Here is a 25,856-nt window from a genome sequence, read left to right as displayed (position 1 = left end):
ATTTATTTATTTCTATTTGCAATTTGTTTCCAAACTGATCCTAAAGCCTCGTCCCCATTTTCTATACGTGAAATGGCCATTTCAATTTGTAATTTAACTTCATATGCTGAATCATCAGCATGCGCTTTTAATGTTTCTAATTGTTCCGGACCAGCTTCATCGAACATAAACATCGCTGCACGCCAACGTACGATTTTTTGTGGATCATCTAATGCCTTTTCCATTTCAGGTAAAGCATCTTTAAATCCTAAATCACTAATACAATCTCCAGCTGTACGTCTCACTGCTGGGCTTGGATCATTGAGACCTTTATACATGTAAGGTAATATGCTTTCATCTTCAATCATACCTATTAAAACAATCGCTTCACGTCTAAGCGGGACTTTACTTTCCCCTAATGCTTCAGATAATAACGGAATGTCATCTTCAGTAGGTGTTGGGAATGATTTTAACATGCGTAATCGAGCTTTCCAATCTTCTGCAGCTCTATATTCTTCAAGTGTCACGTGAACATATTTATCCTCTGGCATCACGATATCAGTAGACAACGCTTTATCTACAAGTTCTTTTAATGTTTGATCTGGATAAATAGCATGAATTTCTTCAACAATTGAATTCATGATCTCGTCCATTTCACCGTAACGAACGCCCCAGTCATCCCATTTACGTAAAAATACTACATTATCTTGTTCTTTTTGAGCAGACAACATACTATCGACAAACTTTTCTGGTAATTGTTGACGCTCTTCGTGTTCAGCATCAGTAAGTTTGATTTGGTATGGGATACCTTTAAATTTTAAAATTTCAACCTTAACTTCACCAAAGTGTTCATCAGGTACCGGCTCATCTTTAGCTGATTCACTTTCATCATTTAAAGTTGAAGTAATGATAGGTAATACATCTTCCCAATCGTATTTTGGTTGTTTATCTATCGCTAAGAAATCCATCACATGGAAAATAGATTTTACTCCGTCAATTGATAATAAATCATTGATAAATTGTGGTTGATTATCTTGAGGTTTATTATAAGTGTTTGATTGATTATCTTGTCTCTTTTCGTCCAACACGACTTTCATTGTATTTGGACTTGGTGTTGGTTCTACGCGAACGATTTCCATATGCTTACCTCCTTTATAATTCAGTGAGTCGTTCAGTAATTTTAGGAGTTAAATCATCCCAATTTGCTTCTGGTGTTTTATCTATTGAGATAAAATCCATCACATAAAATATTGATTTTACACCTTCAATTTGAAGCAATTCATTTATAAATAGAGGTTGGCCTTCTTGTGACTTTGTATAAGTTGTTGATTGGTTATCTTCTCTCTCTTTATTTAAAACGATTTTAATTGTATCCGGACTTGGTGTTGATGTTACTGATTTATAATCCAAAATAGTTCCTCCTTATTGTAATTCATTACCTAATTGTTTGATTTGTTTACCAATGGAACATTCACTAATACAAAAATGGTGTGCGTGTGTTTTTCCTTCTGTTTTGCGTAAATGATTTTTTAATAAGCATTGGTTACAATATGTGTTCATCAAATGATCAATCGCATTGATTGCTTCTTTTTCAGAATAAGTTAGGATAACAGCCACACTCCTATAATGCTAAAATTAATTTGAAATGCACTTGAGCACATTATAGCATCTGAACCAAACTTTGTTTAATATATGATTTTAAATTTACGAATGAATTAGAATAATTATAAATATAAAATAAACTATATGCAAAAACGCACTTTTTTGGTAGAATAACAAAGTTGTCGAAATTGCGGTTTCTAAACACCCGCTGTAACAAAATTTAGGAGGTAATTAAATTGTTTAATGAAATTTTTGGCATATTTACCTTTATTGTAACATTTCTATTGTTAGTTACGATGTTCAGACTTTTTGGGAAACAAGGTTTGATTGTCTGGATTGCACTTGGAACAGTAATCGCCAATATTCAAGTTATAAAAACAATTGATATATTCACCATTTCCGCAACATTGGGTAATGTGATGTTTGCATCAATTTATTTAGCTACTGATATATTAAATGATATTTATGGAAGAAAGATTGCTAAACGTGCTGTCTGGTTAGGTTTTAGTTCAACTTTAGTAATGATTATTGTGATGCAAATGTCGTTACATTTTATTCCTGCTGATATCGATACATCTCAATCAGCTTTAGATACAATCTTTAATCTAGTTCCAAGAATTGCACTTGGGTCAATTATTGCTTATATTATTGGGCAACATTTAGATGTCTTTATTTTTTCATTAATTAAGAGAACATTTAATTCGGATAAAACATTTATTTTAAGAGCTTATGGAAGTACGATTATTAGTAATATATTAGATACAGCTTTATTCGTAACGATTGCATTTTTAGGTACAATGCCATTAGGAGCAGTGTTTGAAATCTTTATTACAACATATGTATTGAAGATGGTTTCAACAGTATTTAATGTGCCCTTTGGTTATTGGGCGAAGTCATTGTACCGTAAAGGTAAAATTAAACACTTAGACGAAGGTTATTAATTTATAATATATATAACTTTAAGAGGTTTATTGGATATCTAACAGTATCTGGTAAACCTTTCTTTATATTAAAATTACGATAATTGGTATCATATCTATGGCTTTGATAATATTAGAGTAGTACTAATCATAAAGGTGAAGTTTATGGCGAAAATTTATTTTGATGCAGCAACTGCTGGCAATCCAGGTGAAAGTTTTGGAGCAGTGGTAATTATTACGGAAGATAATCGCTTTCATTATGAACAATCATTAGGCACACTCGATAATCATAGTGCAGAATGGGCTACTTTGATTTATGCTATGGAATGTGCAATCAAACATCAAATTGATACTGCAATTATTTATACTGATTCACAATTAGTAGAAGATAGTATTGAAAGAGGTAGAGTGAAATCTGAAAAGTTCAGACCATATTTTAATCAAGCCATCAAGTTATCTCAGCAGTTTGATTTATTTTTTGTAAATTGGATTCCACGCAATAAAAATAAAGAAGCAAACCATCATGCAAAAAACGCGTTATATAAGTTTACGAAATCCAATTCAAAAAAGCATTAAATAAATAACGGCGTATTATTTGTCTTACTTTTCTAACATATAGGTCTGAGTTCGCATATAATTCGAAGTGAGAATATAAATAAAGCCATGGAAAAGATTGTTACAACAATCTTTTCCATGGCTTTTTATAAAGAATTTGAGATCTCTATTCTAAGATGTTTTTTGTTTAATTTGTTGAAAGTTCTTTTGCTAAGTTATTTAAAGTTCGCTACCAAATATTTATGCGTAACTTTTAATTCGTGATTTTCACAAATGTTGAGAATTTCGGCTAAAGATTTATGATTTTTATAGTCCATACGTTCCAATAATGGTGTTGTTGAGATTGGTACGTGAAGATGAATTTGTGCTAAAGTCTTTGATAATTTTAAATCTTCTATGTTTGCTTCAATTTTTGAACGCTGACCTGGTGTAAGCTCATGAAGTGAATCTAGTACGCTTTCAACAGTATCATATTGGCGAATCAATTTAATCGCAGTCTTTTCACCGATACCTTTCACACCTGGATAACCATCTGAAGGATCACCCATAAACGCTTTAACATCAACGAGTTGTTTCGGATTAAGTTCATATTCTTCTTTAAAACGATCTAATGTATAACGATTGTATATATTAAATCCTTTTTTAGTTAACCATATTTCTACATTATCGTTTAGACACTGTAAGATATCTCGATCACCGGTAATGACATAAACTTCATTAGACGTAGAATATTCATGTGCCAAAGTACCTATGACATCGTCTGCCTCGTAATGATCTATACCAATATTAACGAAACCTAGTTCTTCAGTGATGGCTTTCACTTTGTCGAATTGAGGTATTAATTCTTCCGGTGGTTGAGGCCTATTTTGTTTATAACCTTCAAACATATCATTTCTGAATGTCACTTTTCCCATATCCCAACAAATAGCAACATGCGTTGGATTTATTTCGTGTATTGCTGTATAAACATGGCGCAGTACGCCCTGGATTGCATTCGTTGGAGTACCAGAGCTATCGCGCATAAATTGTTTATGAATACTCGTTGCATAAAAATGTCGGAATAACAAAGCCATACCATCCACGAGTAAAATTCTATTTGCCATGATATTGTACCTCTTTCTTTTACACGAGTTCTTTTAATGAAGCATTCGTGTCTTCTAATTGTTTTATCAGTGTTTCGTCTAAATCGAATGATAACAATTCTTTAATTTGGTCATGTAAGTCTGTTTCATAATTATCAAATCTTGTTTGAGCATTATCGTCCATTTGTTCAACGATTTGAGACAATGTTTCACGTAAATGGCTAATACCTGGAGCAAGTAATTCAATAGTTGTTTCATTTATTTTTGATTGAATTTCACTTTGCATTTTAGGTTGTAAAATATTTTTCTTAGATAATGATTTAGGTAATTGATCTACCATTTGATTTAATTCAATTTTTAATAATGGTTCATTAATTTCAATTTGACTACTATCAAATTCTGGATCGAAAAAGACATGTAAATGTGCTAAATCTTTCTTAAGTGGTGCAATTTCTGCATGTAATTGTTCATGGTAGTATTTTTTAATACGCTCTAATAATAATGTTTGTTCTAAATACAGACGTTGATGTATTTGATCTAAATAAATTTGCGTTGAATGACGTTTTTCTTCTTTAAAGTTACTATTTTTCGTCATCTGTCCGTTATAAATTGATTTTACTTCATCCAATAGTTGAATTTTTAAACGTTCATTTAAATGATAAACTTGGTCTTCGACTTCATTGTTCGTTCTTTGTTCTGCCGTTTGTAAAATACTTGGATCAATAATTTGTGATTCATCATAACGCTTTAACTGTTGGTTACGTTTTTCAATTTGGGCTTTATTATTATGTGCGTCCTCTATCATTTGCTCATATGCATTTGAAATGTGTTGAAGTTGTTGTAACATTTGACTTTGTAATATATCTTTTGATTCAACTTCAGCAAAGTAATCTATACTTTGCGTTAATTCTTTTATGCCCTCGTCTCCTGACTTTAAGGCTTCTCTACTAGATACGGGGAAGATTTGTGATTGCATATTCACTTTTGCTAATGCGTCTTCCACATAGTCTGTAACTGCATTTAAGTCTTCCTCGGATTCTGCTAAATCCGTAGCGTTAATAATCATTTTGAATGCTTGGTTTTCGTTCAGTTGATTCATTTCTTTCATATGTTCAATAAAGAGTTTGTCATTTTCTGTGAATGAATGGTTGAAATAACTTACATACAAGATTAAATCTGATGAAGTTAGCACTTTTTCAGTTTCATTTGTATGGCGTTGGTTGTTTGAGTGTAAACCTAAAGAATCGACGATGATTTTATCTTTTAACCATTCTAAAGGTAATTTAATGTGAACGGTATTTACGAATGTCGCATAAGCATCTTCGGCACTCCATTTTTTCACATCATCTTTAGAAATTGTATGTGTTAGACCGTCGTTCAACATTGATTGGTACATATCGAAATGTTGTTCAATAGCATTGACAAATGCTAATTTATTTTTTTCTAGTTTAGATTTAAGTTGTTTCGTATTTTTTTGTAAAAATGATGCCACGCTATCAAACGATTTATTTTCAAATTGGAAGACTTGGTTAAGTTCATCTAATAGTTGATCTTCTGATTTTAATGTTATTTGATTTTCATGACCATAAGTTAACTCCGTCATGGCAGCAGTTGTTGGGTTTGGTGAACTTACGAGATAATGGTCACCTAATAATGCGTTAATCAAACTACTCTTACCTGCACTGAATGTACCGAACACACCAATTTTAATAACTTTATTTTCAAGTCGTTCTAACGTGTCGTTAATATCTTTTTTCGTCTGTACGAATAAAGGCACATCTTCTATAAGTTTTAAACCTTTTTCTATGCGAGGTGTTTGGTCTGTCAGTTGATTCAGTTCACTTTTTTGTGTTTGACGACGTTGTGTTTCTTGTTCCTCATGGGCTTTAGGTGTGTAATCAATTTGTGTTCTACCGATTAATTTATCTAATGAATCATCAATATGGATATAATAATGCTGATAATTTTCAGTTTCAAGAGATTCTCTTAAATTGCGTAATTGCATAAATTTCTCGTAGTCATTAAAGTCTTCTTGCTGCTCTACAGACATATCTGAAGCTTCTGAATGGCTTATCGCTTTTTTAAATAACGGATCTGATTCTTTACCGATATACTGTTTAAGAGATTTCATTAAATCGTCTGAAAATGTGAGTACATATTGATTACTAATACTAATTTGCATTTGATATAAATCTGTAATTAACTCAGGCTTTATCGTATAATGCTGATTTAAAATTTCATTTTTAATTTCAGAAGAATTGATGAAACGTGTTAAAAATGCCATGTCACTACGTAATGGTTGGCGAACTTCTTGATTCACTTTCTCTTGTAACTGTTCAACAACTGCATCAAGTCTTTGTTGTTGTTCTTGTTCAGTTTTTGCCTTTTTATTAAACAATCCACCTACTTTGAAGTCTTTTGTTCGGCTTTCAAGATAATAACGAATTTTTTCTCTCGTATCATGCGTCATGATATAAGCATTTTCTAAAATATCTTTACGTTTTTGCTTTAAAAATTCATAAAGTTTTTCAGGATCATTTAATAACTTCGCTTCTTCGCTCACTTCTTGATTTTGTTGGAAATTAATATAAGCCTGGTCAAAATCTTCTTCTTTAATATCTAGCTCGTCTAAAGTGTCATGGATTTCGTCTTGGATATAAGATAATTGTTCCTTAGTAATGAAATTTACAATTCTGTCCACATAAGATTCAATTGACTCTCTATTATTATCTTTTTCAATTAAATAATCTGACAGAGCATTAATTTCATTATGTTCATGTTCAAATTTAGATACATAGAATATTCGATCAAGATCAATTTCCCATTCGCTAATTGATTGTTCGACACGTGATTTAAATGTATCAAAACTAATTTCATCGTCATTGTGTTTATCTATCTGATTGATTACAAAGACTACTGGTACTCCGGCTTGATTCAGTTGTTTCATGAATTGGAAATTAAGGGCAGATTGAACATGGTTATAATCAACGGTATAAAATAATAAATTACTTGTATACATAAATTCTTCGGTACTTGATTGGTGCGTTGCTACATTGGAATCAACGCCTGGTGTGTCTTGTAGCGTGAATCCATTGTTAAATTTATTAGAAGTTGATTTTATTTCCACAGATTCAACATCAATATTCTCTCTGTTCATTTGTTTTACTTCATCGTAGTTGTTCAACTCAGTGTACTTTTTATTGCTCAAATTAGCGATAATACCTTTTTCATCAGTAATTGAAACGATTGCTGTATTACTCGTTGTCGGTACAGGTGAACTAGGTAAGATACTTTCTTCTAATAGTGTATTGATTAAAGTCGATTTACCAGCAGAAAAATGTCCTACAAATGTGACAGTATATTGTTCTAAATAAACCTTTTTAATAACTTGATTAATAATATGAACAAGCCTATCATTATTTGATTTTTCTACTTCCTTTTTTAATTTATATAATATATCGAGTTGTTGCGTGTAATTCATTATTGTATCCCCTTTTATTACTGATTATGTAATTACATACATTGTATAATAAATTCCTCTCTGTCAAAAGGAAGACTATACATATTTATGAAACATTATTGATTAAGTTGTTTAAAAATGAACAAATCATTGAAATATTACGTTTTAAGAATATAATATCCCTTCCTAAATAAACGAGAAAAGAGTCTGAGACAAAAATATGTCTCAGACTCTTTGTCGACTAGGCAGTAGGTAGCTGGATAGAAAATGTGCTAATACTTAGCTTGCACTCCTAGTTCATTCCTTTTGTATAGGTCGGAAACTTAATAACTAGAGGCTTTTGAACGTAAATCACTATTACTCAAAGTTTCCGAAACGCATCATTATTTTTTATTATTATTCTAAATTTCTATAACTTATTCTTTTATCGGTTTGTTAATACCTATGTTTTTATTAAGGTGTAATTCTGGATTTTTAGCGATATTCACTGCGACTTCAGCGACACTCTTTCTTGAAACTTCTTTACCTTTAAATGGTTCATTTTTTTGTGTTATTTCATAATCAACTTCATTCATTTGTGTTAATTTAGCAGGTCTGAAGATTGTATAATCTAAGCCTGATTGTTCAATGATGTCCGCTGCCTTTTTATAAATAGGTAACATTTCCGCAATTTGTTGTTTAACCCATTCACCATACTCACCAGGAACTTCATCGTAAATACCTAAAGCTGTAACGAAAATAAGTCGTTTTACATTTTTCTCTTTCATTGCTTTTACAATATATTGCGCTTCTTTATCTAATTCTCCGGAGAGACTTGCAAAAACAATATCTACATCATTCATTGCATGACTTACATCTTCATAATTTGTTGCATCTCCTTCACGAACTCGAATTCTATCAGAAGCATAATCAGGTAATCGATTTGCGTCTCGTAAAAATAGTCTTAAAGTGAACGATGTATTTTCTAGAAATGAATTTATTGCAGCTTTTGAAACTTCTCCGTTTGCACCTAATATTAACACTCTTGCCATTTAATCACTCCTAATCTGTAATTATTTATAATTTTATATCTTAAACATTTATTTTCTTTTATTGATGATTAATATAAATTTAGCGTTTTATAAAAGAAAGTATTATCCTTTTACCTCACACTACTATAGTTTGACCTTTTATTCTAATGATAAACGCTTAAAGTCGCATGAATCAAATTAAGTTATGAAATGTGTAAGTTTCAAATTTTTAGATAGATTAAGTTTACTGAAAAAGAAATACGACGAATACATTTGTCGCAACAAACTGATTCGTCGTATGAATTGATGTTTACGTTTTTATTAATCTTTTTTAGGCAGTTTTTTACCCCAATATTGGAAATAAGTACACTCGATATAGCCGTTAAATAATTTACGGCGTTTTGTAGCTTTTTTATTTACTAAATGTTCGAATTCAGAATAGCTTGTTAGTATATATGCAGATAAATATGGGTTTTCATTAAGCAATTTACCAATATAACGGTACATTTCTTCTACTTCGTCGCGGTCTCCGATACGTTCACCATAAGGCGGGTTACCAACGAGTGCAACGGGTTTATCTTTATCAACAGTTAATGTATTTACATCTTTAATATTAAAGTTGATGATATCACTAAGTCCAACTTCTTCGGCATTACGACGCGCAATTTCTATCATTTCAGGATCAATATCCGAAGCGTAAATTTCAATTTTCCTATCGTAATCTGCTTGTTGATCAGCTGCGTCACGCATTTCGTTGTAGAGTTGGTCAGGCATCATGTCCCAAGATTCTGAGACAAAGTCACGATTAAAGCCAGGTGCTATATTTTGTGCAATTAAACTAGCTTCAATGGCAATAGTCCCTGAACCACAGAAGGGATCTATTAACGGTGTATCGCCTGTCCAGTTAGCTAACCGAATAAGGCTTGCAGCAAGTGTTTCTTTAATTGGTGCTTCCCCTTGTGCCATACGATATCCACGTTTGTTGAGACCTGAACCTGATGTATCGACTGTTAATAATGCCTTATCTTTTAATATGGCTACTTCGACTGGATATTTCGCTCCTGTCTCATCTAACCAACCACTTTGTTGATATGCTTCTTTCAAGCGTTCAACGATTGCTTTTTTAACTATAGATTGGCAATCAGGTACACTATATAAAGTGGATTTTACACTTCGTCCTTGAACTGGAAAGTTTCCACCATTTTCAATAATTGTCTCCCAAGGTAACGCTTTTGTTTGTTCAAATAAACTATCGAATGTTGTTGCTTTAAATTGTCCCATAACAATTTTTAATCTATCTGCAGTACGTAACCACAAATTACACTTTGCGATAGCTTCTTCGTCACCTTCGAAAAAGATTCGACCGTTTTCGACAGTTGTTTCGTACCCTAATTCTTGGACTTCTTTTGCCACGACGGATTCTAATCCCATTGGGCATACGGCTAGTAGTTGGTACATGTTATGTCTCCTTCTTAAAAGTAATTATGTATTTATTTTATCAAAAGTTCATTTAAATAGATATGTGTAGATTCAGTTGTAATATTTTAAAATTAAAAAAGCTCTCCGAAATGGGAGAGCTTGGGTCTAGTGATGGTATTTCTGTAAGCCATGTTTTGTACCATTGTACTACGAACGTGCACTAGTCACACTTGTACGCAGGTGGTAATCATCTGTCTCCATTCTTCACTAAAGAATGGCTTAATTATGCGTTGAATTCCGCTAAAAAAGTGCTCCTACCTAATTTGGATTGCTCACTCGAGGGGTTTACCGCGTTCCACCTTTTATATTTCTATAAAAGCTACGTCACTGTGGCACTTTCAAACTATTCTAACCATATCAAAAGACTTAGGTTATTTCGTTGCCGTCAATTTAATGCCTTGACTTATTGTTTCGTCAAGCACGAACACTACAATCATCTCAGATTGTGTGAGCATGGACTTTCCTCTATATCGCTATAGCGATTACCCGAAACACCATCTTTAGAATTGTATCATTTTTCTTAGATTGAAACAATAAAAAACAAGTTTTGTTTGAAAACAAAACTTGTTTAAATCGATATTGCAATATTAAAAGTGGTATTACTTACCGAAAACTGCTTTTTCCAAGTTAGAAATTCTTTTAAGAATATCAACATTATTACTTGAATTGTTGTTAGATGAGAAGTTTTTATTCTCTTGTGGGCGTGAAGTTGCCACACGTAAACGTAATTCTTCAAGTTCTTTTTTAAGTTTATTGTTTTCTTCTGATAATTTAACGACTTGGCTATCTAAATCTGACATTTTTTGGTAATCTGCAATGATGTCGTCTAAGAAGGCATCAACTTCTTCCCTTCTATAACCACGTGTCATTGTTTTCTCGAAATCTTTTTCATAAATATCTTTTGCTGATAATTTTAAAGAAACATCTGCCATTTTTTTCACCTCATTAGAAACTTTGATCTTGAGACCACTGTAAATCGTTGATAAACTCAGTCAATTCATCAAACATAACAATGTCACAAGTATAATTTGTTTTGTCCATAAAATCAACTAACATATGTTTAAAATACTTTGGGCTCGCCTCTTGTTCTTCATCATATATTAATAATGTTTGATCTGTATGATCTAACATAAACTGATCAGTTTGTTTAAATTGATGAGGCCCTTCATATGATGAGTGGAATACACTTTCAGCAAAATCACTTTGCTGTAAAATCTTTTGGTATTTTAGTTGGTTTTGCTCATTCCACTGTTCGCTATGCCCGTAGAATGGAGTAATAATACCTAACTTCAACTCCGGGTATGTAGTTTTTAAATCAAGTACTTCTTCTGCTGCCCATAATTCTATACCCAACTTACCTTGTATTAATACCCATTCTAAACCTTCTTCAATCAGTAAAATTAATTTGTGGCGAATAAATTGTTTAAGATATGCCACTTCTGGAATATCTTCTTTAAATATATTAAGTTCAAAAGGCTTATAACCTGTTACATAAACTGTCTTAATCATAATTGAGTTTCACTTCTTTGTATATATGATAAATCATACTGAACGGCTTTTAATTTTTCAGTAAATAGTTTGCGGCTCGTACGTTGGAAATGACATTCAACGGATAATTCTTCAATGTTTGATATTAATAATTGATACTTTTGTAAGTTCATATAAGGTAAGTCGATGATACTTGTTTTATAATACATAAACTGTTTTAGAAGTGCATCTATTTCTTGTGTGAACGGAACGACGTCATTATAAAAATCATAATCCGAATTTGTTGATTTTACTTCTTCGTATCGTTCCTGCATCGTCTGAACTTTATGTAAAAGTTGAGAAATAAGGGTATGCATGAAGTTCCCTCCTACAACTTAAATTTATCATAAAAAAAGTTGTTAGTCATTTTAAGTGTGGCAATCAACTATAAAACTTTAATAAGTTGATTTCGGTTTGTTGTCTGGCATAAATGAATAGCATTTTCTAGAAATAGAGTCGAAAAGTAGTGCTAATATATCGGGTGCAGATAACAAGCCTTAAATCTTTTTTGCGTATCTAAAACTAACATATATGTTAGTTCTTACAATCTTTATTGTTTATTTAGAGAAAGCACGTTAAAATAATAACTAATGTATTTATACTCCATTAAATACATTAATTTGTAGTTTGGTATTTCCATTTGACTTCGGTTATAATGGAAAAGGTTTTGTAAACCAAACAAAAAGTGGTGATAATACATTGAATTATCCTAATGGAAGACCATTTAAAGGAAATAAGACTCAGGTCGGACGTACAAATACCACGCAATCTAGTAATATTAATTACGGTGGTAGAGGTATGTCATTAGAAAAAGACATAGAATTATCGAACAAATATTATTTGGATAACGAAATCGCTGTCATTCATAAGAAACCTACCCCAGTGCAAATAGTAAATGTTCATTACCCCATGAGAAGTAAGGCTGTCATAAACGAGGCTTATTTCAGAACACCTTCAACTACCGATTATAATGGAATTTATAATGGGTATTATTTAGACTTTGAAGCAAAAGAGACGAAAAATAAAACTTCATTTCCATTAAGTAATATGCATAAACATCAAGTTAAACATATGGATGCATGTTTCAATCAAAATGGAGTTGTGTTTTTACTCATTAGATTTAAAACATTAGATGAAGTTTATCTTTTGCCTTATGCTAATTTTAAATATTTTTGGGAAAGATATTTAAATGGAATTAAAAAGTCTATAACGGTTGAAGAAATTAAAAAAAATGGTTACTATATTCCCTATCAGTATCAACCACGTTTGAATTACATCAATGCTGTTGATAAGTTGATATTAGATGAAAGTGAGGACCGCGTATGACGGAAAAGAAAGGGACTTCACATACTAATAAAAGTAGTGAGTCCGGACAAAAGAATAATAGAAATGTGAAGCGAACGATTATCAAAATCTTTGGTTTTCTTGTAATCGCCTTTATTGCATTAGCTCTTATTGGTATTTTGCTCTTTGCATATTATGCTTGGAAAGCACCTGCATTTACAGATGCAAAATTAAGTGATAACAAGCCAGCTAAAATCTATGACAGAGATGGCGACTTAGTTAAGACACTTGATAATGGTGCCAGACAAGAGCACGTTGACATTGACAAAGTACCTAAACAGATGAAAGATGCTGTATTAGCAACTGAAGATAACAGTTTCTACAAACACGGAGCAATTGATTACAAACGTTTATTTGGCGCTGTAGCTAAAAACGTTACAGGTGGATTTGGTTCACAAGGTGCTTCTACGTTAACACAACAAGTTGTTAAACGTACTTTCCTTAATGACCAAAAATCTATCGGCCGTAAAGCTCAAGAAGCATATCTTTCATACCGTCTAGAGCAAGAATATAGTAAAGATGAAATTTTCCAAATTTACTTGAACAAAATTTATTACTCTGATGGTGTGACAGGTGTTAAAGCTGCTGCTAAATATTATTTCAACAAAGATTTAGATGATTTGAGTTTAGCAGAATCAGCTTATCTTGCAGGTTTACCACAGGTTCCGAACCTAAACAATGTTTATGATCATCCAAAACAAGCTGAGAATCGTAAAGATACAGTGCTTTATCTAATGGCCAAACATGGCAGAATTACTGAAAAACAAAAAGAAAAAGCACAAAAAACTTCTTTACAAGATACTTTAGTAAAACGTACTGATAAACAACGTCAAGTTACTGAAGATAAATCTAATAAAGAATACGATTCATACATCAACTTCGTTAAGTCAGAGTTAATGAACAACAAAGAATTCAAAAATGAAAAACTTGGCGATGTATTAAACAGCGGTATTAAGATTTACACAAACATGGATAAAGATGTTCAAAAAACATTGCAAAACCGTATCGACAATGGTAATTACTATAAAAACGGTGACCAACAAGTAGGTTCAAGTATTGTCGATAGTGAGAGTGGCGGACTTGTTGCGATATCTGGTGGTCGTGACTACGAAGATATTAAAGATAGAAACTTAGCAACGGATCCTCACCCTACTGGTTCATCATTAAAACCATTCTTAGCATACGGTCCAGCGATTGAAAATATGCAATGGGCAACAAACCATGAAATCCAAGATGAGGCCAATTATCAAGTTGATGGTGTAGGCTTCAAAAACTACGATGGTAATGGTCACGGAAATGTAAGATTATACGATGCATTACGTGAAAGTTTCAACATTCCAGCGCTTAAAGCTTGGCAAGCATCTAAAGAAGATGCAGGCGAAGATGCACCTAAGAAATTTGCCGAGAATGTTGGCTTAGATTATCAAAGTAAAATCGGCGCTTCTGAAGTACTTGGTGGTTCATCTTCAGAATTCTCACCTACTCAATTAGCATCAGCCTTTGCATCTATTGCCAATGGCGGTGACTATAACAACGCGCATTCAATTAAGAAAGTTGTTAAAGACGACGGTGAAACTGTGGAATATGAACATACAAGTAAGAAAGCTATGAAAGATTACACAGCTTACATGTTAGCAGAAGTATTAAAAGGTACATTTGAACCTTATGGTTCTGCTTATGGACATGGCGTTTCTGGTGTTAACCTTGCAGCTAAAACAGGTACTGGTACGTATGGCGACCAAACTTATAAACAATATAACTTACCTGATGATGCTGCCAAAGACGTTTGGATTAACGGTTTCACTCCTAAATACAGTATGTCTGTATGGATGGGCTTCAACCAAGTTAAACAAGGTGGAACAAATTCATTCGTCGGACACAAAGAACAAGAATACCCACAATATTTACTTGAAGATGTTATGGGTGACATTGCTTCTAAAAATGGTAAAGACTTCGAGAAACCAGATTCTGTTGAAGGATCTGACAAAGATTCATTATCTGTTAAAGGTCATGAAGACCACAATACAACGAGTGATAAACCAGAAGGACAAGGTAGTTCAAGCAGTTCTTCAAGCTCAGACAAAAAAGATGATGATAAACAAAGTAGCAATTCATCTTCACAATCTAGATCATCAAGCAATAACTCGAGCGGTGGTACATCAAATAGTGGAACTGTAACAAATGGTAGTGCTAGTAATGCAAGTGGTAATAACCAACAAAATGCTGGTGCTAACCAACAAAATTCAAGCAGTTCAAATGGTTCTAGTGGCTCAAACGCTTTAAGTAGTTTATTTAACTTAAATGCAATTTTTGGTAATAATAAAGCATCTTAAGTTAGTTTAAAACCCGATTCCAATATGGAATCGGGTTTTTTTTCTTATCAATTTAATTTTGTAAATGTAGCTTACTTAATCTGTATTATGAATGTTTATTTTTTGAACGGATTTTATATGAGGCGTTCATTTTAACTAACTCCGTTTTTAAAGTTTTCATTTGTCTATAGCCCATGAAGTGATATTTACGTTCAATCATATAATGATAACGTTCTTCGAAATTCATAGGTACAACTGGATAATCTTCCATTTGATCAAAATCGATTGAAGCGACATCATTTATTTCTTTAAAGTAATTGATAATTAAGTCGAAATATTGATCTAATAAATCTTTTGCTTCTGGAGTTTTTAATTTTTTGGCTTGTGCAAATTTATCCAATTGTTCTTCAAGTTGTGTAAAACGATCTTTATCCGTCATGTTTAATTCACACCTCTTAGTTACTGTTTTAAACTATTTTGCTTCAGCTTTGATACGCTTTTGTCCTTCTCTACACATTTCTAATAATGGACAAATATCACACTTTGGTTTTCGAGCTAAACAATGATAACGTCCGAAAAAAATAAGTTGATGATGTGATTTATTCCAACGTTCTTTAGGAATAACTTTGCATAATCTATCTTCTACTTGTCTTACGTTGTCTTTCCAACGACAAATACCTAACCTTTTTGAAACACGTTCTACATGTGTATCAACGGCTAATGAGGGTTCATCAAAGGCAACACTCATTACAACATTTGCCGTTTTTCTACCTACACCGGCTAAACTTTCTAATTCTTTGTGCGTATTTGGTATTTTTCCATCAAATTTTTCTAACAATGACTGACATAATTTTTTTATATTTTTGGCTTTATTTCGATATAAACCGATTGTGCGTAAATCATTCTCTAATTCTGAAATATCTACATCAATATAGTCTTGGGGTGTTTTGTATTTTTTAAATAAAGATTTAGTTATTTTGTTGACTGAATTATCGGTAGTCTGTGCAGATAAAAGTACAGCAATTGTAAGTTCAAATGCATTGTCATGTACGAGTTCAATTTGTGCATTTGGAAACATATCTGCAATGATGTCTATCATTTCAAGGGATTTTTTATTACTTATCATTTGAATTCTCTCCATTCAACCAATCAAATTTCGGAACTTTCTTCACATTATGTTTCATTTGTGGTTTGTGAAATTGGTGACTTACTTTTTTAGAATCTTCAATGGTTTCCACATTATTTTTCTTCCAATTTAATAAGATACGATCAATATATTTGAAACTCATTTTACTTTGCATCGTTGCTTCATCAAGTGCAGCTTGAATAATATTTAAACTATGTTGATCATAATCAATCCATTGATTGAGCGTTTCTATTTCAAACGGTGACAATGGTCTTCCAAATGCTTGTTCAAATTGCTGAAATAACGTTTGAAACGCAATCTTATCTTGATTTGATGCTTCTTTCACATTAAGTTGCTCAAATAGTTCATTTAGTTTTTCATAAAATTTATCAAGATTCATGTATTCAGTGAATTTACCTTCTTCATCTTTGCTAACATTTAAATCTAATAAATCAAGTTGAATTAAATTTTGGATAATTGAGGTAATTGCACGCGAATCTAATGTTGTACCTTGCTGTAATGACTCTACTGTAGGTTGCTTTTTTGAAATTTCAGAAGCATATATGAGTTTAATCAATATAACGAGATCCGTTTCTGTTAATCCGAACTCATTATAGTGCTCAAGTAGTTCTTTATGGATAATGACGGGTCTACTTTTTAAAAATTCTATATTCAATTTAATCACCTCAATGGTTTACATTTTGAAAAACGCCCAGTCTTTTAATCAGACTGGACGTAATGTTAGTCGTACTGTTTATGGATATAAACGGTTTAGTAAACGTGGGAACGGTGAAGTTTCTCTTACATGTTCTACACCTGTTAACCAAGCTACAGTTCTTTCTAGACCTAAACCAAATCCACTATGCGGTACACTACCGTAACGACGTAAATCTAAATAATAACTATAACTTTCTGCATCTAACTGATGTTCATCAATACGTTGTTCTAGTAAAGATAAATCATTGATACGCTCTGAACCACCAATGATTTCACCGTATCCTTCTGGTGCGATTAAATCGGCACAAAGCACTGTGTCCTCATTATCTGGATTAGGTTGCATATAAAATGGTTTAATTTTCGTTGGATAATTTGTGATAAATACAGGTAAATCATAGTGATTGGCAATCGCAGTTTCATGTGGAGCTCCGAAATCTTCGCCCCATTCAATATCATCGAAACCTTGTTCCTTTAAGAATTCTACTGCGTCATCATAAGTGATACGTGGGAAAGGTGTTGTTACCTTTTCAAGATTCGTAGTATCTCGATCTAATGCTTTCAAATCTAATTTACAGTTCTTCAATACTGATTGAACGACATGAGCTACATATTGTTCTTGAATTTCTAGACTTTGTTGATGATTACAAAAAGCCATTTCAGGTTCAATCATCCAAAATTCAATCAAGTGACGACGTGTTTTTGATTTTTCGGCTCTGAACGTTGGACCAAAAGAAAATACACGACCATGTGCCATTGCTGCTGCTTCCATGTATAATTGACCACTTTGAGATAAGAACGCATCTTCATCGAAATATTTTGTATGGAATAATTCACTTGTACCTTCTGGCGCACTTGCAGTTAATATCGGTGGATCAATTTTAGTGAAATCATTATCATTAAAGAATTCGTAAGTTGCTCGAATGATTTCATTACGAATTTTCATAACGGCATGTTGTTTCTTTGAACGTAGCCATAAATGACGATGATCCATTAAAAACTCTGTTCCATGGTCTTTTGGTGTGATTGGATAATCATGCGCTTCAGCAATGACTTCTATTGATTTAACTTGCATTTCGTAACCTAAATCTGAGCGATTATCTTCTGTTATTTCCCCTGTCACGTATAAAGAAGTTTCTTGCGTAATGTCTTTTGCAAGTTGGAAAACTTCTTCTGAAACATTATTTTTTACAACTACTCCTTGCATAAAACCTGTTCCGTCTCTAAGTTGTAGGAAAGCAATTTTCCCACTTGAGCGTTTATTCGTTAACCACGCTCCGATTGTTACTTCTTCATTGAGATGCTGTTTTGCTTGTTTAATTGTAGTATTCATAACCAAACTCCTAATTTTATTTCTTCATTTAACACTTATTTATTTTAACAAAATACGTATTTAAGTTCTAGTTGATTCACTGAAAGGAAATATTTAAAACTAGGATTTATTTAATTTCTCTAATATTTTAGTAAATTGTTTGATATTTCCTTTTCGTTGTTGGTAATTTTCTAATGTTTGTTTGAAAAATTGTCTGTAATTGCTTCTAATTAATCGATCATCGAACGAAATAATAATACCTTTATCATCTTCATTACGTATTAAGCGACCTAAGCCCTGTCGGAAGCGAGTCACAGCATCAGGTAAAATATATTCTTTAAATGTTGAGGCGAACTCTGACTCCATTAACCAATATTTCGCGTTATTTTGATTCATAAATGGTAATTTTGCAATCATTACACATTTCACACCCGTAGATTGGAAGTCAAAGCCTTCAAAGAACGTTCCTGTACCGAGCAATATAGATTTATCGAAACTATTAAATTGTTGCACTATTTTATAATTTTGATTTTGTTGCTGGCTTAATATCACATAATCATCAAGTTCAGGTAAGTCGAACAATAATTCTTGAACCATATACATCATTTTATAGCTCGTGAAAAGTACGAGACATTTTGATTCAACTACATTTACGTATTCAACGATATAATTAACGATTGAAGATACATATGCTTCCGTATTTTTATAATTATATGATGTTACGTCATTTGGCAAGAATACCGTAGTTTGATTCGAAGATGTCATTTTATGATCTAATTCATAAGTATTAAAAGTTATGTCTTCTGTAAACCACTGTTTAAAATGATCAAATGAATGATTGAACGTTAAAGTCCCTGAAATGAATGTTAGTGAATTAAACTGGTTTAGCACTTGTTTTGTTAAAATATCTTTGACTTCGTAGTCTTTTACATGCAACTTAATTGTTGATTTTTGATTTAAATTTTTAATTGATAAATAGCTAACATGTTCATTTGTGAGACTCTGTTCAATCGCTTTAAATCGATCGTTAATATAAAGCAATTGTTTACGGACTGTTTTAATTGTTGGGTGACTCATTCCATTGAAGAACTCCAACGTAACATTTAATTTATGAATAATATGTTGTAAATGCTCGATAATAATATTGACGTCAAATTGATAGACAAAATGTTCCCTATTTATTTCATCATCATAAACATTTGATTTTTGAACAATTTCTAACAATGAATTAAATAAACGGTCATTTAATTCATGTACTTCATTTATCATCGTTTTAAGACCAAATACATCTATAGGTGGGATGTCAAGTTTCTCCAATATGCGTTGTTGCTCTAGGTTGTCTATTAATTTTAATGATTTTTCTTGTTCTGTTTTACCGATTAAGCCAAGTTGGTATTTTATATCTGAATAACTCAGTTCATTTGTGACTTGATTTAATGCATAGTCAGGCAGTCTATGTGCCTCATCAATAATACAATCATCGAACAATTCGTATATTGCATTGTCAGGCATAGCATGAATGAGGTGTGCATGATTCGTAATACCGATTTGTATATTTTGTGTGTTTCGTTTTATAAAATTGAAATAATGCAAATCATTGCGCACAGGCACATATGTGTCTAAGCGCTGTTCAAAATACATTTTTTGGCCGCCTTTTAACCCTAATTCTTGTATATCCCCTGTCTCAGTTTCGGTTAACCAAACGAGTAATTGCATCTTTAATAAATTAACGTCATAGTTATTTGAGCCTTCTTTTAAAATTTGGCTTACCATACCTAAGGAAATATAGTCTCTTCGACTTTTGATTAAATAGGCATTGATTTTAAAGTTAAGCGCTTGTTTTAATGCAGGTATATCTTTTTCTAAAAGTTGATTTTGTAATAATTTCGTATTTGTCGAAATCATCACGTGTTTACCTGTCTCAATATAATACATAATGGCAGCTAATAAATATGCGAATGATTTACCGCTTCCTAATGGTGCTTCAATCATTGCTTTTTCATTATGCATTAATTGTTCAAGTATGATTTCAGATAAATATAACTGCTGAGGACGATATGTAAGGTTGAGCTTTTCAGTAATCAGAGTGTATAAATCTTTTAAAGTGCCATCGAAATCTAAAATGGGTGCTTTAAAATCGGTTTGTCTTTTATATATAATTTGTTCAAATTGTTCGTATTTATCCCCTAATAACTGTTGAGGCTGCGTTCTTACCATTTCAAAAATGATGTCATTTAAGTCATATTTTAAGTTTTTCGTTAAATAATAAAGTTGCTTTAAAGTATCTGTCGGTAAAGCTTCTAGTTTATTAAATGCTTTAACCATTAACTGTGCTGTTGTTTCAGCATCTTCATCAGCTCTATGAGCATGATTCAATTGAATATGATGAGCTTCGGCTAATTCACTTAACTGATAACTTTTATCAGTAGGGAACGCAATTTTAAATAACTCTAAAGTATCTAATACTTTTCGTGGTTGATATTTTATATGACAATTACTAAAAGCTTTCTTTAAAAAGTTAAGATCAAACGATACATTGTGTGCAACGAACACGCAATTTTTTATTTTACTATAGAGTTCAGAGGCTATTTCTTTAAAATATGGTGCTTGTGTTAACATATCTTCTTCAATAGACGTTAAAGCTTGTATAAAAGGAGGAATTTCTAGGTCAGTTTTAATCATAGAGTGATAGCTATCTATAATCTTGTTGTCTTGGACGAAAGTAACGCCAACTTGAATAATATCGTCATAATTAAGTTGGTTACCTGTTGTCTCTAAATCTATCACTGCATAACAAGGTTTATTCATGTTTATTCCTCCTTTCTATTATTACCAATCAATATCAGCGCTAATTAATCGATGTTGATTGTGATCTTTATCAATCACAATTAAGAATCCATCTTCATCTATATCTTTAGCTTCACCATAGAATTGTTTGTCATTTTCAGTGAACTTCAGTTCTCTGCCCCATATATTGGAAGCATTAATATATTCATCTCTTATCGTCGCAAAAGGCTCCTCTAAAAACTGGTTATATCGATATTCTATATTATTTACTAACGTATTGAGAAATTCATAACGATTAAATTCAGATTGAGCATGTATTTTCACACTCGTTGCTTTCTGTTGTAGTTCTCCAGTAAAATCCTCTGGTAAATGATTCATATTAATACCAATTCCACATATTACTGCTTCAATACCATCACTATTTGCAACCATTTCAGTTAAAAAGCCACATACTTTTTTGCCATCAATATAAATATCGTTTGGCCATTTTACTGAAACGTGATGATCACTATATTGTTGAATTGCATCACGAATGCCAAGTGCAAGGAAAAGATTGAATTTAGCAAGCATATTGAAAGGTACTTGAGGTCTTAAAACAATTGACATCCATAAGCCTTTACCTTTAGATGAGGACCAAGGTCGATTAAAACGCCCTTTCCCTTTTGTTTGTTCATCACTTAAAATTAAAAATGTGTCTGAATTACCAACTAATTTTTGTTTCGCTTCAATCTGTGTAGATGGTGTAGTTTCTAACACTTTAATGTGATCAAATACATTATTTGCTTGTAACATTGGTTTAACAATGCCACTATACCATTTTTCAGGTAGCGTATTTAAGCAATGCCCTTTATGATTAATTGAATCAATTTCACAACCTTCACTTTTGAGCTGATCAATAATCTTTTTAACAGCAGTACGTGAAATTTTTAGTTGTTCTGCAATATATTGACCTGAAACATAATCTGGCCGTTGTTTATACAAAATATTTATAACATCCTTAAGATATTTTGACATTCACTTTCACCCATTCTAATAAATCACTTTTTAAATTTTTTACTTCGCCTTTAATAATTGCTATTTCAATTTGTCTTAGTGCATCTTTAATCCACGGTCCGCTTTTTTTATCTGTATATTCAATCATATCTTTACCATTAATATCAATATCTTTCCTTTGCATTATCGGTAATTGTGCTGCAATTTCCTCAATCGTTTCTTTGTTGATAATCAGTGGTGAATACTTTGCAATATTATTTTTATTTAGTTGCGTATGGTGAGATAACACATGAAGGATGTTTGCTTTACCGAAATCGTAGACAAACACTTTCAAATCATTTTTAGATTGAACCTTAGGTAAAGCTTGGATTAAACTTTTATAATGGCTCACTTGTTTTTTATCATTATTACTTATTTTTAATTCGGATAAATTTGCATTTACCTGTGGTTGTTGTGCTTTCAAAATTGCTAGAAATAGTAACCAATCTGTTGATTCGGTTAACTCAATTTTCGTTAAATCGTATTGTTTAAAGAAAGGAATATATTCAAAAGCATTAAACGACTTTAAATTTTCAAAGCTTTGTTCTACGTTTGTGCCCTGCGTTAACTTTGTTAATTCAACTACGATACGCTCAATCGACAAATGTGATATATCTTGAATACTTCTTTTCATCGCTTCGTAGGTTGAGGGTTCAATATTAAATGATAGTTGTGATTGGAATCGTAAACCTCTTAAGATTCGTAAAGCATCTTCTGTAAAACGCTCTATTGGATCGCCAACCGTTCTGATGATGTTATTTTTTATATCTTTATAACCTTCAAAGTAATCGTGAATGTGGTAATTTATATCCATTGCGATTGCGTTCATTGTAAAGTCTCTTCGTTTAACGTCTTCGTACAATTCCCTCACAAAATATACTTCATTTGGTCTACGATGATCGCTGTATTGACCTTCAGCTCTAAAGGTGGTCACTTCGTACTGGTCGTCTTCAAATATAACATTAATAGTTCCATGCTCTCGACCGATAGGAACAGTTCTAGGAAATATGCTTTCTATTTCATCGGGTGTTGCACTTGTCGTGATATCTATGTCATGAATAGACTTTCCCATGAGATAATCTCTCACGGACCCTCCTACAAAAAATGCTTGAAATTGATGGTCTATTAATTGTTCTAGAATCGGTTTTGCTGTTTCAAATAAAGTTTTAGTCATTGTATCCCTCTAACATTTTCTTGTAATAGTACTCGTATTGGTCAGTAATCAATTCAGATGAGAAACGTTCTGATACATCCGTTAGCATTTTTTCTTGCATGGATTTATAAAGCTCAGGTTTTGTTAACAATTCAATCGCATATTTACTTGCAGCTTCGCTATCTCCAACATTTACGATGTAACCTGTTTCGTTATGTTTGATTACTTCTTTTATTCCGCCTGCTGTGGAACCAATTGGTACTACGCCAGTTTTCATTGCTTCTAACAATGATAAACCGAAACTTTCCTTTTCACTTAGGAGTAACTTTATATCTGAAATTTGGTAGAAATCACTTACCCAGTTTTGTTTACCTAAAAATAAAATTTTATCTTCTAAATTCAGTGACCTCGCTTGCTTTTTCACGTTCATGAGTTCAGGTCCATCTCCTAGAAGCAATAGTTTGGATGGTATTTGTTTATGCACTTTAGCAAATGTATCTACAATCGTATCGATACGTTTAACAGACCTAAAGTTAGAAACATGAATCAAAACCTTTTCCTCAGGTTTAATGCCATAGCAGGATTTTAATTTTTCATTTTTTTCAGTAGGTATAGTTGGTTTTGTAGGAAATTCATTTTCTCTAACAAAGTTATAAATTGGGACGATATCTTTGTCAGTTTCAATGATTTCTTTCGTTTGATCTGCAAGTGATTGACTTACACTCGTCACAATATCACTGCCTTCAATTCCAAATTTAATTGCATTTTTTAAAGAGTGATCATAACCTAAGACAGTTATATCTGTACCATGGAGCGTTGTCATAATCTTAATATCTTTTTCAGACATATGTTTTGCAAGAATGCCACAGATTGCATGTGGTACTGCATAATGCATATGTAATAAATCAAGGTCGTATTCATTTACAACTTCAGCTATCTTTGTACTGAGTGTAATATCATATGGCGGGTATTGAAACACTGAATATTGATTGACTTCCACTTGATGAAAAGTAATATTAGGTAGCGGTTTACGTATTCTAAAAGGAATATTTGAAGTAATGAAATGGATATCATGACCTCGTTCAGCTAACTTGATACCTAATTCAGTAGCTATGATTCCTGAACCACCCATCGACGGATAACATGTGATTCCTATTTTCATAGTGCCATTCCCCCTATTTGTTATGGTGAATTACTTTCTTTCAAACCGATCTTTATCTCGAGTATTGAATTTATCCATTGTTTCATTGAAACTTTCGGTCATATCTATATCTAATGAGTTTGCAATACATAGTAATACAAATAAGTTATCTCCGAGTTCGGCTTTAATTGTATTGTCAGCTTCCGAAGATTTTTTCTTTTTCTCACCGTATACGTGATTGATTTCACGTGATAACTCGCCGACTTCTTCCGTTAGTCGCGCAAGATTTGCTAATGGGGAAAAATAACCTGCCTTAAATTGGCTAATATATTCATCTACTTCAGTTTGCATCATTTTCATAGATTTCATAATTTACCTCTCTTATTACGACATATTATAGTATATCTTAATTTTACGGGTCATGCATTGTTACTGCAACACATTCACATTGTTTTATACCTTAAATCAGGTAGAACGTTTAGTATTATATAAACAATTTCAAATGATTATTTTTGTTTTAAAGAAATTTCCACAAAAAAACAAACCAAATGCTTAATAAAGCATCTGGTTTGTTGTATTTTATATTAGCAATACAGTTAGAATATGTTCTTATTCTTCACTTGAATTAGCTAAAAGGACGATTCGTGCTAGTTCGGCTAATGCTACTGCAGTAGAAGCAACATATGTCATTGCTGCTGCTGAAAGTACTTTCTTAGCATGTCTGTATTCTTTTTCGTTTACAATATCGAGACTCGTGATTTGTTTCATCGCTCGGCTACTGGCATTAAATTCAACCGGTAGCGTGATGATTGAGAATAATACTGCAAGTGACATAAATCCAGCACCAATCCATAACGCTGTACTACCAAGAGCACTATGGAAGATAGTTAAGAAGATTCCAGCAGTCACAGCTAAGTAACCGATTGAACTTCCTACGTTAGCTAATGGTACGAGTGCAGCTCTAAATCTTAAGAAGAAATAACCTTCAGCATGTTGGATAGCATGGCCTACTTCGTGTGCTGCAATTGCGGTACCAGCAACTGAAGGTCTATCAAAGTTGGCTGGTGATAGTACTAATACTTTCTTTCTAGGATCGTAATGGTCAGTTAAAAAACCGTCGCCTTTAACGACGTCTACATCGTGAATACCATTGGCATGTAAGATTTCAAGTGCAACCTCTTGGCCTGTCTTTCCACTTGTTGATCTAACTTGAGAGTATTTCTCGTAATTAGATTTAACTTTGTGTTGGGCCCATAAAGGAATAATCATTAAAATAACAAAGTATATAATCATATAGATAAAAGACAAAAATCCTCACTCC

Annotated in this window: 24 protein-coding genes and 1 other RNA gene; 4 read left to right on the top strand and 21 right to left on the bottom strand. The window is 32.4% G+C overall.

Translation table 11 applies throughout. The features are described 5' to 3' along the window. Window positions 1-2 precede the first annotated feature (2 nt). Genes NGI30_RS05405 through NGI30_RS05395 form a run of 3 tightly spaced genes read right to left on the bottom strand, consistent with a single transcriptional unit; the run spans window position 3 to window position 1,596 of the window. On the bottom strand, window positions 3-1,118 hold the full coding sequence (locus tag NGI30_RS05405; RefSeq protein WP_251942944.1) for a conserved virulence factor C family protein: 1,116 nt from the start codon (window positions 1,116-1,118) through the stop codon (window positions 3-5). Between the two features lie 13 nt (window positions 1,119-1,131). Further along, the gene (locus tag NGI30_RS05400; RefSeq protein ID WP_251517072.1) at window positions 1,132-1,389 is read right to left on the bottom strand and encodes a NifU N-terminal domain-containing protein; all 258 of its coding nucleotides are present in this window, start codon (window positions 1,387-1,389) and stop codon (window positions 1,132-1,134) included. 12 nt (window positions 1,390-1,401) lie between these two features. Next, window positions 1,402-1,596 carry a zinc-finger domain-containing protein gene (locus NGI30_RS05395; RefSeq protein WP_251517074.1) on the bottom strand — a complete coding sequence of 65 codons (195 nt, stop codon included), beginning with the start codon at window positions 1,594-1,596 and terminating at the stop codon, window positions 1,402-1,404. 221 nt (window positions 1,597-1,817) lie between these two features. On the opposite strand from NGI30_RS05395, the gene NGI30_RS05390 reads away from it, so the two are divergent. Both NGI30_RS05390 and NGI30_RS05385 read left to right on the top strand, forming a co-directional pair. After that, complete coding sequence (locus NGI30_RS05390) at window positions 1,818-2,522, top strand: queuosine precursor transporter (protein ID WP_251517076.1); 705 nt, start codon at window positions 1,818-1,820, stop codon at window positions 2,520-2,522. A gap of 144 nt (window positions 2,523-2,666) precedes the next feature. After that, on the top strand, window positions 2,667-3,077 hold the full coding sequence (locus tag NGI30_RS05385; protein WP_251517078.1) for a ribonuclease HI family protein: 411 nt from the start codon (window positions 2,667-2,669) through the stop codon (window positions 3,075-3,077). Between the two features lie 194 nt (window positions 3,078-3,271). Here the strand turns inward: NGI30_RS05385 and NGI30_RS05380 are convergent, their stop codons facing one another. The 8 genes from NGI30_RS05380 to NGI30_RS05345 form a co-directional block, all read right to left on the bottom strand. Continuing rightward, window positions 3,272-4,159 carry a 5'-3' exonuclease gene (locus tag NGI30_RS05380; RefSeq protein ID WP_251942942.1) on the bottom strand — a complete coding sequence of 296 codons (888 nt, stop codon included), beginning with the start codon at window positions 4,157-4,159 and terminating at the stop codon, window positions 3,272-3,274. Window positions 4,160-4,178: 19 nt separating this feature from the next. Next, window positions 4,179-7,619: a dynamin family protein gene (locus NGI30_RS05375; RefSeq protein ID WP_251520932.1), complete on the bottom strand. Its 3,441-nt coding sequence runs from the start codon at window positions 7,617-7,619 to the stop codon at window positions 4,179-4,181. 395 nt (window positions 7,620-8,014) lie between these two features. Next, window positions 8,015-8,629: an SDR family oxidoreductase gene (locus NGI30_RS05370; RefSeq protein ID WP_251520930.1), complete on the bottom strand. Its 615-nt coding sequence runs from the start codon at window positions 8,627-8,629 to the stop codon at window positions 8,015-8,017. 300 nt (window positions 8,630-8,929) lie between these two features. Further along, window positions 8,930-10,066, bottom strand: coding sequence for a THUMP domain-containing class I SAM-dependent RNA methyltransferase (locus NGI30_RS05365; protein ID WP_251942941.1), 1,137 nt, complete (start codon window positions 10,064-10,066; stop codon window positions 8,930-8,932). A 139-nt stretch (window positions 10,067-10,205) separates the two neighbouring features. Next, an RNA gene (rnpB, locus tag NGI30_RS05360) (RNase P RNA component class B) lies at window positions 10,206-10,581 on the bottom strand. 105 nt (window positions 10,582-10,686) lie between these two features. Continuing rightward, window positions 10,687-11,019, bottom strand: a complete 333-nt coding sequence (gene gpsB / locus NGI30_RS05355; RefSeq protein ID WP_251520927.1) for a cell division regulator GpsB — start codon at window positions 11,017-11,019, stop codon at window positions 10,687-10,689. Between the two features lie 13 nt (window positions 11,020-11,032). Next, on the bottom strand, window positions 11,033-11,596 hold the full coding sequence (locus NGI30_RS05350) for an SLOG family protein (protein ID WP_251942940.1): 564 nt from the start codon (window positions 11,594-11,596) through the stop codon (window positions 11,033-11,035). Further along, on the bottom strand, window positions 11,593-11,931 hold the full coding sequence (locus NGI30_RS05345) for a DUF1798 family protein (RefSeq protein WP_251520923.1): 339 nt from the start codon (window positions 11,929-11,931) through the stop codon (window positions 11,593-11,595). Before NGI30_RS05345 ends, NGI30_RS05350 begins: the two co-directional genes overlap by 4 nt. 382 nt (window positions 11,932-12,313) lie before the next feature. Between NGI30_RS05345 and recU the strand changes: the two genes are divergently transcribed. Both recU and NGI30_RS05335 read left to right on the top strand, forming a co-directional pair. Beyond that, complete coding sequence (gene recU, locus NGI30_RS05340) at window positions 12,314-12,940, top strand: Holliday junction resolvase RecU (protein WP_251520921.1); 627 nt, start codon at window positions 12,314-12,316, stop codon at window positions 12,938-12,940. Further along, window positions 12,937-15,291, top strand: a complete 2,355-nt coding sequence (locus tag NGI30_RS05335; protein WP_251942939.1) for a transglycosylase domain-containing protein — start codon at window positions 12,937-12,939, stop codon at window positions 15,289-15,291. Before recU ends, NGI30_RS05335 begins: the two co-directional genes overlap by 4 nt. Window positions 15,292-15,376: 85 nt before the next feature. Here NGI30_RS05335 and NGI30_RS05330 read toward each other — a convergent pair whose 3' ends face one another. The 10 genes from NGI30_RS05330 to NGI30_RS05285 form a co-directional block, all read right to left on the bottom strand. Then, window positions 15,377-15,709, bottom strand: a complete 333-nt coding sequence (locus NGI30_RS05330; protein ID WP_251520916.1) for a YpoC family protein — start codon at window positions 15,707-15,709, stop codon at window positions 15,377-15,379. 33 nt (window positions 15,710-15,742) lie between these two features. Continuing rightward, window positions 15,743-16,396 carry an endonuclease III gene (gene nth / locus NGI30_RS05325; protein WP_251520914.1) on the bottom strand — a complete coding sequence of 218 codons (654 nt, stop codon included), beginning with the start codon at window positions 16,394-16,396 and terminating at the stop codon, window positions 15,743-15,745. Further along, window positions 16,386-17,072: a DnaD domain-containing protein gene (locus tag NGI30_RS05320; protein ID WP_251942938.1), complete on the bottom strand. Its 687-nt coding sequence runs from the start codon at window positions 17,070-17,072 to the stop codon at window positions 16,386-16,388. The genes nth and NGI30_RS05320 overlap by 11 nt, the downstream gene beginning before the upstream one ends. Window positions 17,073-17,150: 78 nt before the next feature. Then, window positions 17,151-18,443 (bottom strand): asparagine--tRNA ligase, encoded by a 1,293-nt coding sequence (asnS, locus tag NGI30_RS05315; RefSeq protein WP_251520910.1) that lies wholly within the window; start codon window positions 18,441-18,443, stop codon window positions 17,151-17,153. Window positions 18,444-18,542: 99 nt separating this feature from the next. Next, window positions 18,543-21,230 (bottom strand): helicase C-terminal domain-containing protein, encoded by a 2,688-nt coding sequence (locus NGI30_RS05310; RefSeq protein WP_251942937.1) that lies wholly within the window; start codon window positions 21,228-21,230, stop codon window positions 18,543-18,545. Between the two features lie 21 nt (window positions 21,231-21,251). Beyond that, window positions 21,252-22,223 (bottom strand): biotin--[acetyl-CoA-carboxylase] ligase, encoded by a 972-nt coding sequence (locus tag NGI30_RS05305; RefSeq protein WP_251520906.1) that lies wholly within the window; start codon window positions 22,221-22,223, stop codon window positions 21,252-21,254. Beyond that, window positions 22,207-23,415, bottom strand: a complete 1,209-nt coding sequence (locus NGI30_RS05300) for a CCA tRNA nucleotidyltransferase (protein ID WP_251520904.1) — start codon at window positions 23,413-23,415, stop codon at window positions 22,207-22,209. The genes NGI30_RS05305 and NGI30_RS05300 overlap by 17 nt, the downstream gene beginning before the upstream one ends. Beyond that, window positions 23,408-24,556 carry an N-acetyl-alpha-D-glucosaminyl L-malate synthase BshA gene (gene bshA, locus NGI30_RS05295; RefSeq protein ID WP_251520902.1) on the bottom strand — a complete coding sequence of 383 codons (1,149 nt, stop codon included), beginning with the start codon at window positions 24,554-24,556 and terminating at the stop codon, window positions 23,408-23,410. Before bshA ends, NGI30_RS05300 begins: the two co-directional genes overlap by 8 nt. A gap of 30 nt (window positions 24,557-24,586) precedes the next feature. Then, complete coding sequence (locus NGI30_RS05290; RefSeq protein WP_251520897.1) at window positions 24,587-24,904, bottom strand: nucleotide pyrophosphohydrolase; 318 nt, start codon at window positions 24,902-24,904, stop codon at window positions 24,587-24,589. Window positions 24,905-25,144: 240 nt separating this feature from the next. Next, on the bottom strand, window positions 25,145-25,843 hold the full coding sequence (locus NGI30_RS05285; RefSeq protein ID WP_251520894.1) for a zinc metallopeptidase: 699 nt from the start codon (window positions 25,841-25,843) through the stop codon (window positions 25,145-25,147). Window positions 25,844-25,856: the final 13 nt, after the last annotated feature.

It is taken from the genome of Staphylococcus sp. Marseille-Q5304, assembly GCF_943737015.1.
Lineage (GTDB): Bacteria > Bacillota > Bacilli > Staphylococcales > Staphylococcaceae > Staphylococcus > Staphylococcus hsinchuensis.
Note: the sequence above shows the minus strand (reverse complement) of the source record. Positions and strands in the feature narration are given on the sequence as shown.

What these genes read in the sequence shown, in the direction of transcription:
- NGI30_RS05405 (WP_251942944.1), bottom strand. Translation starts at nt 1,118, where the DNA reads ATGGAAATCGTTCGCGTAGAACCAACACCAAGTCCAAATACAATGAAA.
- NGI30_RS05385 (WP_251517078.1), top strand. Translation starts at nt 2,667, where the DNA reads ATGGCGAAAATTTATTTTGATGCAGCAACTGCTGGCAATCCAGGTGAA.
- NGI30_RS05380 (WP_251942942.1), bottom strand. Translation starts at nt 4,159, where the DNA reads ATGGCAAATAGAATTTTACTCGTGGATGGTATGGCTTTGTTATTCCGA.
- NGI30_RS05375 (WP_251520932.1), bottom strand. Translation starts at nt 7,619, where the DNA reads ATGAATTACACGCAACAACTCGATATATTATATAAATTAAAAAAGGAA.
- NGI30_RS05370 (WP_251520930.1), bottom strand. Translation starts at nt 8,629, where the DNA reads ATGGCAAGAGTGTTAATATTAGGTGCAAACGGAGAAGTTTCAAAAGCT.
- NGI30_RS05365 (WP_251942941.1), bottom strand. Translation starts at nt 10,066, where the DNA reads ATGTACCAACTACTAGCCGTATGCCCAATGGGATTAGAATCCGTCGTG.
- gpsB (WP_251520927.1), bottom strand. Translation starts at nt 11,019, where the DNA reads ATGGCAGATGTTTCTTTAAAATTATCAGCAAAAGATATTTATGAAAAA.
- NGI30_RS05350 (WP_251942940.1), bottom strand. Translation starts at nt 11,596, where the DNA reads ATGATTAAGACAGTTTATGTAACAGGTTATAAGCCTTTTGAACTTAAT.
- NGI30_RS05345 (WP_251520923.1), bottom strand. Translation starts at nt 11,931, where the DNA reads ATGCATACCCTTATTTCTCAACTTTTACATAAAGTTCAGACGATGCAG.
- NGI30_RS05335 (WP_251942939.1), top strand. Translation starts at nt 12,937, where the DNA reads ATGACGGAAAAGAAAGGGACTTCACATACTAATAAAAGTAGTGAGTCC.
- NGI30_RS05330 (WP_251520916.1), bottom strand. Translation starts at nt 15,709, where the DNA reads ATGACGGATAAAGATCGTTTTACACAACTTGAAGAACAATTGGATAAA.
- nth (WP_251520914.1), bottom strand. Translation starts at nt 16,396, where the DNA reads ATGATAAGTAATAAAAAATCCCTTGAAATGATAGACATCATTGCAGAT.
- asnS (WP_251520910.1), bottom strand. Translation starts at nt 18,443, where the DNA reads ATGAATACTACAATTAAACAAGCAAAACAGCATCTCAATGAAGAAGTA.
- NGI30_RS05310 (WP_251942937.1), bottom strand. Translation starts at nt 21,230, where the DNA reads ATGAATAAACCTTGTTATGCAGTGATAGATTTAGAGACAACAGGTAAC.
- NGI30_RS05305 (WP_251520906.1), bottom strand. Translation starts at nt 22,223, where the DNA reads ATGTCAAAATATCTTAAGGATGTTATAAATATTTTGTATAAACAACGG.
- NGI30_RS05300 (WP_251520904.1), bottom strand. Translation starts at nt 23,415, where the DNA reads ATGACTAAAACTTTATTTGAAACAGCAAAACCGATTCTAGAACAATTA.
- bshA (WP_251520902.1), bottom strand. Translation starts at nt 24,556, where the DNA reads ATGAAAATAGGAATCACATGTTATCCGTCGATGGGTGGTTCAGGAATC.
- NGI30_RS05290 (WP_251520897.1), bottom strand. Translation starts at nt 24,904, where the DNA reads ATGAAATCTATGAAAATGATGCAAACTGAAGTAGATGAATATATTAGC.